Origin of the sequence: Flavobacterium sp., assembly GCF_044339515.1 — a bacterium.
Lineage (GTDB): Bacteria > Bacteroidota > Bacteroidia > Flavobacteriales > Flavobacteriaceae > Flavobacterium.
Map to the genome: position 1 here is coordinate 40670 of NZ_JBIIVK010000020.1, position 12904 is coordinate 53573.

At 33.3% G+C, this 12904-nt stretch carries 13 protein-coding genes; 8 read left to right on the forward strand and 5 right to left on the reverse strand.

Translation table 11 applies throughout. The features are described 5' to 3' along the window. Positions 1 to 79 precede the first annotated feature (79 nt). The 6 genes from rplM to ACIQ0M_RS07400 all read left to right on the forward strand — a co-directional run bounded on the left by rplM (position 80) and on the right by ACIQ0M_RS07400 (position 6984). On the forward strand, positions 80 to 535 hold the full coding sequence (gene rplM, locus ACIQ0M_RS07375) for a 50S ribosomal protein L13 (RefSeq protein ID WP_396151211.1): 456 nt from the start codon (positions 80 to 82) through the stop codon (positions 533 to 535). Then, positions 535 to 921 (forward strand): 30S ribosomal protein S9, encoded by a 387-nt coding sequence (gene rpsI, locus ACIQ0M_RS07380; RefSeq protein ID WP_129463372.1) that lies wholly within the window; start codon positions 535 to 537, stop codon positions 919 to 921. The genes rplM and rpsI overlap by 1 nt, the downstream gene beginning before the upstream one ends. A 144-nt stretch (positions 922 to 1065) precedes the next feature. Beyond that, on the forward strand, positions 1066 to 1863 hold the full coding sequence (gene rpsB / locus ACIQ0M_RS07385; RefSeq protein WP_396151212.1) for a 30S ribosomal protein S2: 798 nt from the start codon (positions 1066 to 1068) through the stop codon (positions 1861 to 1863). 147 nt (positions 1864 to 2010) lie between these two features. After that, positions 2011 to 2976 (forward strand): translation elongation factor Ts, encoded by a 966-nt coding sequence (gene tsf, locus ACIQ0M_RS07390; RefSeq protein ID WP_396151213.1) that lies wholly within the window; start codon positions 2011 to 2013, stop codon positions 2974 to 2976. Positions 2977 to 3082: 106 nt separating this feature from the next. Continuing rightward, positions 3083 to 6742 carry a TraB/GumN family protein gene (locus tag ACIQ0M_RS07395; protein WP_396151214.1) on the forward strand — a complete coding sequence of 1220 codons (3660 nt, stop codon included), beginning with the start codon at positions 3083 to 3085 and terminating at the stop codon, positions 6740 to 6742. A 26-nt stretch (positions 6743 to 6768) separates the two neighbouring features. Beyond that, on the forward strand, positions 6769 to 6984 hold the full coding sequence (locus ACIQ0M_RS07400) for a VF530 family DNA-binding protein (RefSeq protein ID WP_396151215.1): 216 nt from the start codon (positions 6769 to 6771) through the stop codon (positions 6982 to 6984). A gap of 65 nt (positions 6985 to 7049) precedes the next feature. Here the strand turns inward: ACIQ0M_RS07400 and ald are convergent, their stop codons facing one another. Beyond that, a complete protein-coding gene (ald, locus tag ACIQ0M_RS07405) occupies positions 7050 to 8138 on the reverse strand; it encodes an alanine dehydrogenase (protein ID WP_396151216.1) in 1089 nt (362 codons plus the stop codon). 161 nt (positions 8139 to 8299) lie between these two features. Between ald and ACIQ0M_RS07410 the strand changes: the two genes are divergently transcribed. Further along, the gene (locus tag ACIQ0M_RS07410) at positions 8300 to 8860 is read left to right on the forward strand and encodes a DNA-3-methyladenine glycosylase I (RefSeq protein ID WP_396151217.1); all 561 of its coding nucleotides are present in this window, start codon (positions 8300 to 8302) and stop codon (positions 8858 to 8860) included. On the opposite strand, the gene aat is transcribed toward ACIQ0M_RS07410, so the two are convergent. The 3 genes from aat to ACIQ0M_RS07425 all read right to left on the reverse strand — a co-directional run bounded on the left by aat (position 8857) and on the right by ACIQ0M_RS07425 (position 10871). Beyond that, the gene (gene aat, locus ACIQ0M_RS07415; RefSeq protein ID WP_396151218.1) at positions 8857 to 9498 is read right to left on the reverse strand and encodes a leucyl/phenylalanyl-tRNA--protein transferase; all 642 of its coding nucleotides are present in this window, start codon (positions 9496 to 9498) and stop codon (positions 8857 to 8859) included. The two genes, ACIQ0M_RS07410 and aat, sit on opposite strands and share 4 nt — an antisense overlap. Before the next feature lie 84 nt (positions 9499 to 9582). Continuing rightward, a complete protein-coding gene (locus tag ACIQ0M_RS07420; protein ID WP_396151219.1) occupies positions 9583 to 9957 on the reverse strand; it encodes a DUF3127 domain-containing protein in 375 nt (124 codons plus the stop codon). A gap of 35 nt (positions 9958 to 9992) precedes the next feature. Next, positions 9993 to 10871 carry a flavin reductase family protein gene (locus ACIQ0M_RS07425; protein ID WP_396151220.1) on the reverse strand — a complete coding sequence of 293 codons (879 nt, stop codon included), beginning with the start codon at positions 10869 to 10871 and terminating at the stop codon, positions 9993 to 9995. Between the two features lie 102 nt (positions 10872 to 10973). Between ACIQ0M_RS07425 and ACIQ0M_RS07430 the strand changes: the two genes are divergently transcribed. Beyond that, positions 10974 to 12119 (forward strand): sensor histidine kinase, encoded by a 1146-nt coding sequence (locus ACIQ0M_RS07430; protein ID WP_396151221.1) that lies wholly within the window; start codon positions 10974 to 10976, stop codon positions 12117 to 12119. 246 nt (positions 12120 to 12365) lie between these two features. Here ACIQ0M_RS07430 and ACIQ0M_RS07435 read toward each other — a convergent pair whose 3' ends face one another. Beyond that, the gene (locus ACIQ0M_RS07435; RefSeq protein ID WP_396151222.1) at positions 12366 to 12746 is read right to left on the reverse strand and encodes a helix-turn-helix domain-containing protein; all 381 of its coding nucleotides are present in this window, start codon (positions 12744 to 12746) and stop codon (positions 12366 to 12368) included. Positions 12747 to 12904 lie beyond the last annotated feature (158 nt).

The following is a 12904-nucleotide window of genomic DNA, read 5'->3' on the forward strand; positions in this document are numbered from 1 at the left end:
CTATTTGCTTTTATCATAATTAATTGTACTTTTGCAACCCCTTTATTGGGGATGGAATGTTTAATTAAAATAAATTATTGTGAACACATTAAGCTACAAGACAGTTTCAGCCAACAAAGCTACCGCAGATAAGCAGTGGATTGTTGTAGATGCTGAGGGTCATAACTTAGGTCGTTTAGCTTCAAAAGTAGCGATGCTATTGAGAGGTAAATACAAGCCTAGTTATACTCCGCACGTTGATTGTGGTGATAACGTAATCGTTATCAACGCAGAAAAAATCAACCTGACTGGTAACAAGTTGGATGACAAAACGTACATCCGTCACACAGGTTACCCAGGTGGACAAAGAAGCCTAACGGCTAAAGTATTGCAACAAAAAAACCCTGCAACTTTAGTAGAAAAGGCTGTAAAAGGAATGTTACCTAAAAACAAATTAGGTGCTCAACTATTCCGCAATTTAAATGTAAATGTTGGTATTGAGCACAAACATGCGGCTCAACAACCAAAAACCGTTAACTTAAACGATCTAAAGTAATGGGAGTTATTCACAAAATCGGTAGAAGAAAATGTGCTGTGGCACGTGTTTATGTTTCTGAAGGAACAGGAAAAATCACCGTAAACAAAAGAGAATTTGAAAACTACTTCCCAACAGCTACTTTACAGTACAAAGTGATGCAACCAATGTCAATGACAGAAAATGCAACGAACTTTGACGTAAAAGTAAATGTGTATGGTGGTGGTTCAACAGGGCAAGCAGAAGCTGTGAGAATGGCTATTGCAAGAGCAATGTGTGAGGTAGAAGCTGAAAACAGAGCTATCTTGAAACCAGAAGGATTGCTAACAAGAGATCCAAGAATGGTAGAACGTAAGAAATTTGGACAGAAGAAAGCTCGTAAGAGATTCCAATTCTCTAAACGTTAATCGATTTACAAAATTATTATTAAAAAAGTTATTGTTGTTATTATTCCGATGCGATCGGAAAATTAGTTTAGCATCTAAATAATGAAGACCAGAGTAATCGCTACTCCATTATTGCTAATCAACAGAACGTAAACTAGTACAAAAATGGCAAACAAAGTTGAAGTTAAAGACTTATTAGAGGCTGGTGTTCATTTTGGACACATGACTCGTAAATGGGATCCGAACATGGCTCCTTACATTTATATGGAACGTAATGGTATTCATATCATTAACCTATATAAAACTGCTGCTAAAATTGAAGAGGCTAATGAAGCCTTGAAAAAAATTGCAGCATCCGGTAGAAAAGTACTTTTCGTAGCTACCAAAAAACAAGCAAAAGATATCGTAGCCGAAAAAGCTGCTGCAGCGAACATGCCGTATATCACGGAAAGATGGCCTGGTGGTATGCTTACTAACTTCGTGACTATCCGTAAAGCTGTTAAAAAAATGGCTTCTATTGATAGAATGAAGAAAGATGGCACTTTTAATACACTTTCTAAAAAAGAAAGACTTCAAGTAGATCGTCTTCGTGCTAAACTAGAGAAGAACTTAGGTTCTATCGCTGACATGTCTAGATTACCTGCTGCATTATTTGTAGTAGATATCAAAGCTGAACACATCGCAGTAAAAGAAGCTCAAAAATTAAACATTCCAGTTTTTGCTATGGTTGACACCAACTCTGACCCACGTGAAGTAGAGTACGTTATCCCGGCTAATGATGATGCTTCTAAATCAATCGATAAAATTTTATCTTTAGTAACCGGTGCTATCATCGAAGGTCTTTCTGAAAGAGGATCTGAAAAAGATGCAGATGTTGCAGAAGATACAGTAGAAGAAGTAGTAGCAGTAGAAGCTGCTCCAGCAGTGGAAGCAGAAGAAGCTAAAACAACTTCAGAAGAATAAATAATATAAATTCCGATAGGAAAAATTCCAAGTTCCAACAAATTGTCTCTCTTAAAATTGATGATTTAATAAAATTGGAATTTGGAATTTGATTATCGGAATTTGTTTTTTTACAAAAAAAATTTTAAACTTAAAAATAGATACAAAATGGCAACAATTACTGCTGCAGACGTAAATAAATTAAGACAAACTACAGGTGCCGGAATGATGGACTGTAAAAAAGCTTTGGTTGAAGCTGAAGGAGATTTCGATAAAGCTATACAAATCCTTAGAGAAAAAGGGCAAAAAGTTGCTGCTAACCGTTCTGACCGTGAGTCTAGTGAAGGTGCTGCTGTTGCTTTTATAAATGCAGACAAAACCAAAGGTGCTGTTATTACTTTAAACTGTGAAACAGATTTTGTAGGTAAAAACGAATCGTTCGTTTCTTTGGCTAAACAATTAGTAGAAAAAGCAATCAACTTTTCTTCTAAAGAAGAATTTTTAGCTTCTTCATTTGACGGAAACATGACCGTTGCTGAAAAATTAATTGAGCAAACCGGAGTTATCGGGGAAAAAATTGAAATTGGTGGTTTTGAAATTTTAGAAGGTTCTTTTGTTGGATCGTATGTACACGTGAACAAAATTGCTGCTTTAACTGCTATTTCATCAGCAATTGCAGATGCAGAAGTTTTAACCAAAGACATCTCTATGCAAGTAGCTTCAATGGGAGCGGATACTTTATCGTATAAAGATTTTGATCCTGCTTTCGTTGCTTCTGAACTTGCTGCTCGTATTGCAATTATCGAAAAAGAAAATGAAGAAGCAGCTCGTTTAGGAAAAACATTGAAAAATGTTCCTAAATATATTTCTTTCTCTCAATTAACAGAAGAAGTTTTAAAACAAGCTGAAGAAGATGCTAAAGCAGAATTAAAAGCGGAAGGAAAACCAGAGCAAATTTGGGACAAAATCATTCCGGGTAAAATTCAACGTTTTATCTCTGACAACACCACTTTAGATCAAGAAAAAGCTCTGTTAGATCAAAACTTCATTAAAGATGACAGTAAAAAAGTGAGTGATTATGTGAAAGGTTTCAACGTTGAAATTACAGGTTTCAAAAGAGTTACTTTAGGATAATACCATTTTCAGTTTAAAAACTGAATTTAACTAGCATATAAACGGCATTTCAATTTTGAGATGCCGTTTTTCTATTTATATTTGTTTACTATCAAAATAAATTGCTTTGAAAAAAATATTTCTACTTTCGTTTCTGTTTTTAAGTTGCTATTCTTTCGCTCAAAACGAAAAAACATTGTTTTGGGAAATATCCGGAAACGGACTCACAAAAAAATCCTATTTGTATGGAACCATGCATGTAAGTGAAAAAGTTTCTTATCATCTTTCAGATGCTTTTTTTAAAAACTTATTGGCTTCTGATATGGTTGGAAACGAAAGTGATCCTGAAACTTGGGGTGATATCACCAACCTTTTGTCAGAAAATGAAATCGGAAGTTCCTTCAATGCCTATTCAACCTTTTACAAAAAGCCGGTTAAAAAAGAATTAATTAAAACCATCTTTGAGAACAACAACAATTATTTCAGCAATATGTTGTCTTCTATGGAGGGAAAAACAGCCGATTTTCAAGAAGATACGGTTTTAGATATGTTTATTTACCAAACCGGAAGAAAGTATAAAAAAGAAATTGTTGGTTTAGAAGATGCAAAAGAATCCATCATCCAACTGATGAAAATAAACGAAGAAGATGTAAAACCAGTAGATGAAAACATTCAAATACTGACTAAAATTTTTAAAAACAGACCTTTTATAACCGTACTCAATGAATATTATCGAGAAAAAGATGTCGTAATGCTGGATTCGATTTATAAGCTAATTTTTCCAAAAAAAGCTCATGATGCATTGATTGTAAATCGCAACAAAATCATGGCCAACAGCATCGATGAATTAATTAAAAAAGGTAGTCTCTTTTCTGCTGTTGGAGCTGCACATCTTGCCGGAAAAGAGGGAATGATAGAACTTTTGAGAGGGAAAGGATACACTGTAACACCAATTTTTGATACGCTTACTTCAATAGGTCAAAAAACTAAAAAAGATATCGAAACCTATTTCCCTAATCCAGGTTTTGTAATGACCACAATTCGAGATGGAATGATTGAAATGCCTTTGACCAAAAACGTCATAAATGAATTTCAAAACACCGGAAGTCCTGATTTCACAAATGGCGGAGTAATCAACATCAAACGAATTCCGTTGAATTATTTTTTAAATAAAAACAATGAAGCGTATAATCCAAAATCGTTGGATAGTTTATTCTATGAAAATATTCCGGGGGAAATTTTGGAGAAAAAGTTCTTCCAAACGGAACATTATTCGGGTTATGATATCAAGAATGTTTCAAAAACCGGAAAAAACCAACGGTATCGTTTTTATATAACACCATTGGAATTGATTGCTGTCTCAATGATTGGTCCGGGAAATTATGTTCGTCAATTCGAAAATGATGTATTCAACTCCATCAAATTAAAAGAATTCAATACAAATTGGAATCAATTTAATCCTGAAAAAGGTGGCTTTTTGGTAGAAATTCCTTCTTTTAATTTTGTCTATGGAAATTCAGCAGAAGAAATTAATAACATTGACATTCAAGCGTATGATTCTACTGAAAAAGGCTATTATTTTTTAACTGAAAAAACATTAAACAATGTTTCTAATTTAGAAGACGCTTCTTTTGAACACAACCAAATTCACTATGAATTTTATTTGCAACACGATACAAAAATTGTGGAATCAAATCACGATAAGGTCTCTAATTCGTTCACTTCCAGTTCAAAAATTGGAGACAAAAATATTAATCTAAAAACTATCATCAACGGCAACAAATACTATTTGTTAGGAACCGTAAGTGTTTCTGACAAAAACAAAAAACGCTTTTTTGATTCCTTCAAAATAGACCAACCAAAATATAAATCTAAAACAGAAATCTTTACCGATAGTATAGCCGAATTCAAAATCAACATTCCTTATAAAGAAAACGAATCGTTATTTGTAAGTAATCAAAACAAAAACAACAACTTATTATTCAAAAATCATACTTTTAATTCAGAAACCGGAAGAACAATCTTTTTGGAGCACAATAAAAAACATCGTTTTGCCAACTCAATTCCAATTGACACATTAAAGGCCAACGTAAAAAAGTATTTTTTGAATAAAGAATATGCTTACGATGACGAAAACTATTATGAAGATGATGATGAAATGTATTACAGCTTTCCCCCCTCGTTGTTGAATTATTCGTTATACACCAAAAAAGGATTATCTTTTTCGTTATGGAATAAGCTGATTGGTAAAAACGAAACCAACTATGAAATAATTTCAGAAAATTTTGAATTTAATGAGAATACAAACACATATGTCTTTAATGCAATCGTGTCTAAACCAAATGCTACGCAAGCAGTAAAACACAAAGTTCTTTTTAAAGAAAACAACTATTATCGACTAAAAACGCTGGTAAATAAAGACTACAATAATGATGACGCTTTTATAGAAAATACTTTTAATTCAATAGAAATCACCAAAAAGAAAGATAGTCTAGCCGAAATGAACAAATTAAAATTGTTTATTGACGAGGTGAAAAGTGAAAAAGACACGATTAGAGCTACTGCCATAAACGATGTCTATCAACTTAATCTAGTAAAAGAAGATTTTGATATGCTCAAAGAATTTCTAACAACGTTTAAGTTTAAACAGAGTGAAAATAATGTTGTGGAAGCTTTGATTGCTAAAATGGGTGATATTCAAGACGATCGAGTGATTCCGTTTTTAACAGACTACTATAAAAAAGAAGAAACGCAATCCAATGTTCAATTGAGTATTTTAAAAACAATCAGCGAACAAAAAAACAAAGCAGCATATCAAAAAATAATGGAGCTAATGGAATTTTCATTACCTATTTCAGAACTGGAATATGAAATTAGTAGTCTCTTCTATTATTTTGAAAAGGATGCGGAAAACAGCAAAGAACTTTTTCCAAAAATATTTCAATTTTATTCAGTGAAGGAATACAGTAAACCAATTATTAGCTTTTACAATACTTTGTTGGAAAAAAATTTAATCCCAGCTAAAAAAGCGGAATCAAATTTGAAAATGATACTAACCAATGCAAAACTGGATTATAAAAGACTATTGAGTTGGAATAAGAAAAATGCAACGGATGAAACAACCGATGATGAATTGGACAGCTATTCCGACAGAACCATTGTGGATGATTTTATTCCGTATATCAACTTTCTTAGTTATTTCCCAAAAAATAAAGAAGCAATCGATGTATTGACAAACGCAAAAAAACTAAACATTGAAGAATTGAATATTGAGTTAATTAGATTGGGAATTGTTAACGATATTTTTTCTGAAAATGATATCAAAGAAGCTCTTTCGAAACCGGAGACACGCTTTTTAACCGTTAATTTACTTTTAAACAAGAATAAAAAAGACCTTATTACTTTTTCAGACGATGAGATTGCACTTGCTGCCATTTCTAATTTACAAAATTTGAAAGCAAAAGATTCGCTCAGTTTTATTGAAAAAAGAAAATTGATTCAAAACGAAAGAGAAGTCACCTATTACTTTTATAAAACAAAACAAGAAGCCACCGATTATATAACTTCAGGAGAAATTCTGCATACACTGGCTTTTGTAATGGAGAATGAAAAAATTAATCCTTTGGCTTTTAAATACTATGGAAGTAATGTCATTGATGAAGACGAAGAATTGAGTGATTTGATAGATCGAACTATTTTGAAATCAATCAACGAAAAACATTATCGGGCAAGTTTCGAAAAAATAAAGCACACCGGTATAAATCCTTTTTTATTTAATGGCTTTTAGACTGGTGATTAATTCAAATTTTTCTAATGAAAAACTCCGATCCGCTTCATGGAAAAACACTACAAACCATAGTAGAATTTTTAGTTGAATTTTATGGTTTTGAAACGTTAAGCCAAAAAATAAAAATTAAATGTTTTATCGAAAACCCTTCTGTGAAATCCAGTTTAACTTTTTTGAGAAAAACAGATTGGGCACGTAAAAAAGTGGAGGAATTGTATTGTCAAACGATTTCAAAAACATAACAAATACAAAATCCCATCACCTTGGCTGCGATGGGATTTTTAAACAAACAAACAAATAAAACCTATTAACTAAAATTGAACGTTTCTGCTAATTCTTTATAAACAATTTCTCCCTCAACAATGTTGAGTCCTTTGGACAAATCAGGATAGCGTTCTGTAGCGGCTTTCCATCCTAAGTTGGCTAATTTTAAAACGTATGGCAATGTCACATTCGTTAAGGCTAATGTTGACGTGTAAGGCACAGCTCCCGGCATATTTGCCACGCAATAATGCACAACATCATCAATAATATAAGTTGGGTTTTCATGCGTGGTTGCCACAGTAGTTTCAAAACAACCGCCTTGGTCTACTGCTACATCCACCATTACTGTTCCCGGATGCATTTCTTTTAACATATCTCTGGTAATTAATTTTGGAGCTTTTGCTCCCGGAATTAAAACCGCACCGATGATCAAATCGTGGTTTTTGATATGTCTTCTAATGTTATATTCACTGGAAAATTCAGTTACCACATGACTTGGCATCACATCATTTACATAGCGAAGGCGTTTCATATTAATATCTAAAATCGTAACATGTGCTCCTAAACCGGCTGCCATTTTTGCTGCCTGAATCCCAACAATTCCGGCTCCTAAAACCAACACTTTACCGGGTGGAACTCCGGGAACGCCTCCTAATAAAACACCTCTACCTTTAATTGGTTTTTCTAAATATTTGGCTCCTTGTTGAATAGCCATTCTTCCGGCTACTTCAGACATTGGAGTGAGCAAAGGCAATGAACCGTCCGTTTCTTCCACCGTTTCATAGGCAATGCAAATGGATTTAGATTCCAACATCGCAATCGTTAATTCTTCACTGGAAGCAAAATGAAAATACGTAAATACAATTTGTCCTTTTTTGATTAATGGATATTCTTCTGCAATGGGTTCTTTCACTTTTACAATCATATCTGAATTGGCATAGACTTCTGCCGCAGTGGGAACTAAAATTGCTCCCACCACCGCATAATCCGTGTCAAAAAAACCACTACCAAATCCGGCATCTTGTTGTACATAAACTGTATGATTATTTTTAATCAATTCAAAAACACCAGCAGGAGTCATTCCAACGCGACTCTCGTTATTTTTAATTTCCTTTGGAACCCCTATTTTCATCTCTAAATTATTTCTAATTATTACACAAATGTATTAATAACCCCTAATTTTTATACACTATAGTATAATTTTTATCATTTTTTAAGTTATAACCCCCAAAATAAACATTAATATCAAATTAAAGCTTTGATTTTTTATATTTGTTAAATAAATGAAACAAGATGGCAACTAAAAACCGATGTGCTTGGTGCGAAAAAGATGATTTATACCGTAATTACCATGACGAAGAATGGGGCGAACCTGTTTATGATGATCAAAAACTGTTTGAATTTTTAATTTTAGAAACTTTTCAAGCCGGCGTGAGTTGGCATTTGATTTTAAAAAAGAGAGAAAATTTCAGAAAAGCATTTCTAAATTTTGATTACCAACAAATCGCTTTATTTGGCGATTATGAAGTGCAGGAATTGATGAAAGATGCAGGAATTATTCGAAATACTTTGAAAATAAATTCTGCCATCAGCAATGCAAAAGCATTTATAAAAGTGCAGGAAGAATTTGGTTCTTTTTCTAAATTTATCTGGAGTTATGTGGATGGGAAACCAATCGTGAATAATTTCACTTCTTTTAAGGAAGTTCCGGCATACAGTCCATTAGCTGAAAAAATCAGTAAAGATTTAAAGAAACGAGGCTTTAAATTCATCGGACCAACAACGATGTATGCTCACATGCAAGCTACCGGAATGGTGAATGATCATTTTCTAGATTGTTGGAAAAGAAGTTAAAGTGAGGATTTTAATATTTTAAGGTAGTTGTCTCGCGTAATTTCAAACGCACCTAATTTTTCTAAATGATTATTATGTACTTGACAATCTAATAAAAGATAATTTTCTTGCTTCAATTTTTCAATTAGAGAAACGAAAGCGACTTTACTTGCGTTTGGAACCAGTGAAAACATACTTTCACCACAAAAAACTTTTCCTAAATCAACACCATACAATCCGCCAACTAATTTATCTTGTTGCCACACTTCAACGGATTTTGCAATTCCTAAATTGTGTAATTTCAAATAAGCCTCATACATTGAATCGGTTATCCAAGTGCCTTTTTGCCCTTTTCTTTTGATGGTTTGACAATGCTTGATTACTTCAGAAAAATTTGTATTGAAAGTAACCTCAAAAATCTTACGGTTTAAGATATTTCGAAGACTTTTTGCGGTTTTATATTCATTGGGGTTTACTACCATTCGTTGGGGCGGACTCCACCATAAAATGGGCTCATCTTCTTCAAACCATGGGAAAATACCATTGCTGTAAGCCAAAAGTAGGCGTTCCGAACTCAAATCGCCTCCAACGGCCAATATACCTTCAGAAGAAGCTTCAGAAACTGGCGGAAAATATAACTCTTTACTAAGGAAATACATCGGTTAAACGGTCTAAAAAAGAAATTCCAAACCCCAAAAAAATAAAATTGGAATTTGGAATTAGTTCATTCTATACTTAACGAATTAAAATGGTAAATCGTCGTGCTCTTCTTCATTAAAATTGGTTGCCGGCTCAAAAGCTTCTGCGGCAGGAACCGGTGGCATTTGAGCAGCAGGAGCTTCTGCTTGCAAACGTTCAATTCTCCAACCTTGAATAGAGTTGAAATACTTAGTTTCTCCTTGTGGATTCACCCATTCTCTTCCTCTCAAATTAATCGACACTTTCACTCCTTCACCTGCTTTATATGAATTGAGTAAATCACACTTATCTTGCGTGAATTCAACCATAATATGTTGCGGATACTGTTCTTCTGTAGTAACCACTAATTCTCTTTTTCTGAATGATGCACTAACTTGTTGTTCTGGGTTAATGACTTTAATTTTTCCTGAAACTTCCATGATCTTGATTTTTAAAATTATTAATTTGGCTCATATTAAACTCGTTTGGCTAATAAAACTTTCCAGGCCGAAAGGGCATCTTGCTTGTTCAAGAATTCTTTTGCTTTTTGTTGCACTTTCATTTCATCGGCAGAACTCAAAACTCCTTTTACCTGAATATTTCCATCTACAAATATATTAATTTCTTCGGTTGATGGCAAACTTTCTACATTTCCTAACATTCCTAAATCATTTCCGCTAAAAACGGGGCTTTCTTTAATAAAATCCGGGATTTGATCGACTCCAATTCCTAACGTTGCCAATGGTTTTGGGATTTCAAAAAGCCCTTGATTGGAACGCGAATACCAATTGGCTCCCATTCTGGAAACCAAATCGATTTTATGCTGATTGATGTTGCCATTTTCATCTAAAATAGACTCATCGATGTGTAACTTAACTACTTCACAAATAATTAAATTTCCTGCTCCGCCTTCTGTTCCCAGACTGATGATTTGATTCACCTTACACTCAAATTGCACCGGACTTTCGGCAACACGAAATGGTTTTACAACTTCAGACGGCAACATGGTTAAACCTGATTTTAGAAACTCATTTACTCCATCGGCATATTCTGTACTCGACAACGACATTTGCTGAACAATATCAAAATTCACCACATTAATGACCACTTCTTTTGTGGCTTCGCAGTTAATTAAAGTGTGTTTGACGGTGTTATCCCGCACTCTTCTGGCAGGGGAAAAAACCAAAATCGGCGGATTGGAACTAAACACATTAAAAAAGCTAAACGGAGACAAATTCGGATTGCCATTTGCGTCAACGGTACTGGCAAACGCAATAGGTCTCGGCCCAACCGAACTTTGCAAATAACCTTGTAATTTTAAAGGAGAAACATCTTTTGGAGAAATACTAACCATCGTCTTCTGAGTTTATACAAATGTATAAAAATGAAAAGTATTTGCCGATTGAATTTTTCAATTCCCATAAGATTTTACTACTTTTATCCTAAATACAGATTTATGCAATTTTCTGAAAGCAGAAATGTAACCCGTTGGTTTTTAATTCTCACATCATTTGTGATTGTTTCACTGATTCTTTGGAATACATATATGTTTTTTCAACAATTTAAAGAAGACGAACGTTTAAAAATGGAACTTTGGGCTCAAGCTCAAATCACTGTTTTTAATTCAGACGAAGAAGACATTAGCTTGCCTTTGAAAATTATTAGCAATACCACTACCATCCCCATTATTGTTACCAACGAAAAAGACAGTATCATTAATAAAACAAATCTCGATGAAATTAAAGAAAATGATACCTTAAACTTACGCAATTATCTTGAAAAATTAAAAAAGGAAAATGAACCTATCGTGATGGAATATGCAAAAGGACGTTTTCAATATTTATATTATGGTAATTCGTCGCTGTTAAACAAGTTGAAATACTATCCTCTCGCATTAATTCTGATTATTATTCTTTTTACTGCTTTAGTTTACAATTACTATAGAAGTACAAAAGTTGCCACCCAAAACAAACTTTGGGCGGGAATGGCCAAAGAAACAGCACACCAAATTGGCACACCGCTTTCGTCATTAATAGGGTGGTTGGAAATTTTAAAAATTGAGAATGTAGAAGAAAACACGATTAAAGAAATTGAAAAAGACATTACTCGACTGCAAACCATTGCCGATCGTTTTTCTAAAGTTGGCTCTGAACCGGTTCTGGAAAAATTAGATTTGGTTACAGAAACGATTCAGTCGTTTGATTACTTGAAATCACGTTTCTCCAAGCAGGTTGAATTTTCATTTTCGGCACCGACCAAAACTATTTTAGTAAATTTAAACCCTACGCTACACAGTTGGACCATTGAAAATTTGGTAAAAAATGCTATTGATGCGATGAAAGGTCGCGGCAAACTATCACTCACAATTGTTGAAGATGAAAAAGAGGTTAAAATATTAGTCTCCGATTCCGGGAAAGGAATTCCTAAAAATCAATTTAAAAAAGTGTTCGAGCCTGGTTTCACTACTAAAAAACGCGGTTGGGGATTAGGTCTTTCGCTAACAAAACGAATTGTGGAAGAATACCATAAAGGAAAAATAAGAGTTTACCAATCCGAAGTAGACAAAGGCACGACCATGTTGGTTAGTTTTAAAAAAGTGTAGAAGTTATAAAAAATTAACTTTCTTTTTTTGTTTTATAAAAAATCCCGATGAACTCGGGATATCTTGTTTATAAAGAAATATCGTCAATTAATCATAACTTTCAAAGTAACTAATCGTTAAATAAGATTCAATACTTTGTAGCAAATTTGAAAAAAATATTTTTACGCTACACTTTTTGTAGCAAATTTTTAAGAATGAAAAAAATGCGTCAACTATTGACACATTTTTTTATAAATGAAATTTTTGCTACGGTTGTTTATGGCTAGCTAAACATTTGATTTTTTTTACTAAATCTCTCAGAAACTCAATTTCTTTCTCCAAATGTTCTATTCTTTCTTCATAGTTTTGTTTGAGTTCCTCAGAAAAGTTATAGTTAAAAGTATGTTGCTTTCCTGATTGATTACAATTATTAAAAACCATATTATCATCAAAAGTTACAAGTTCAAGTGGGTCTACGCCCAAAACGGACGACACCAATTCTATTTTCTCCCAGTCTAATTTTGTTTCATTATTTTCTAATTTGCTATAGGCTCTTTGTGAAATGGCCAGTTTATCTGCCATATAATCTTGTGTAAAACCTTTAAGCTCTCTTACTTTTCTAATTTTTTGTCCAATGTTATTTTTCATGATGCAACTTGGTTCTATTTTAGAACTAAAATAAAATAATTGATTGTCCGCAATTACCCATAATTAAATAAAAAGCCTTATATTTGATAAAAAAAAGCGATGAATTTATTCAGTTTTACGGCAAATTTTGGAAGTGAAGAAGCTTGTAGACTTCATTT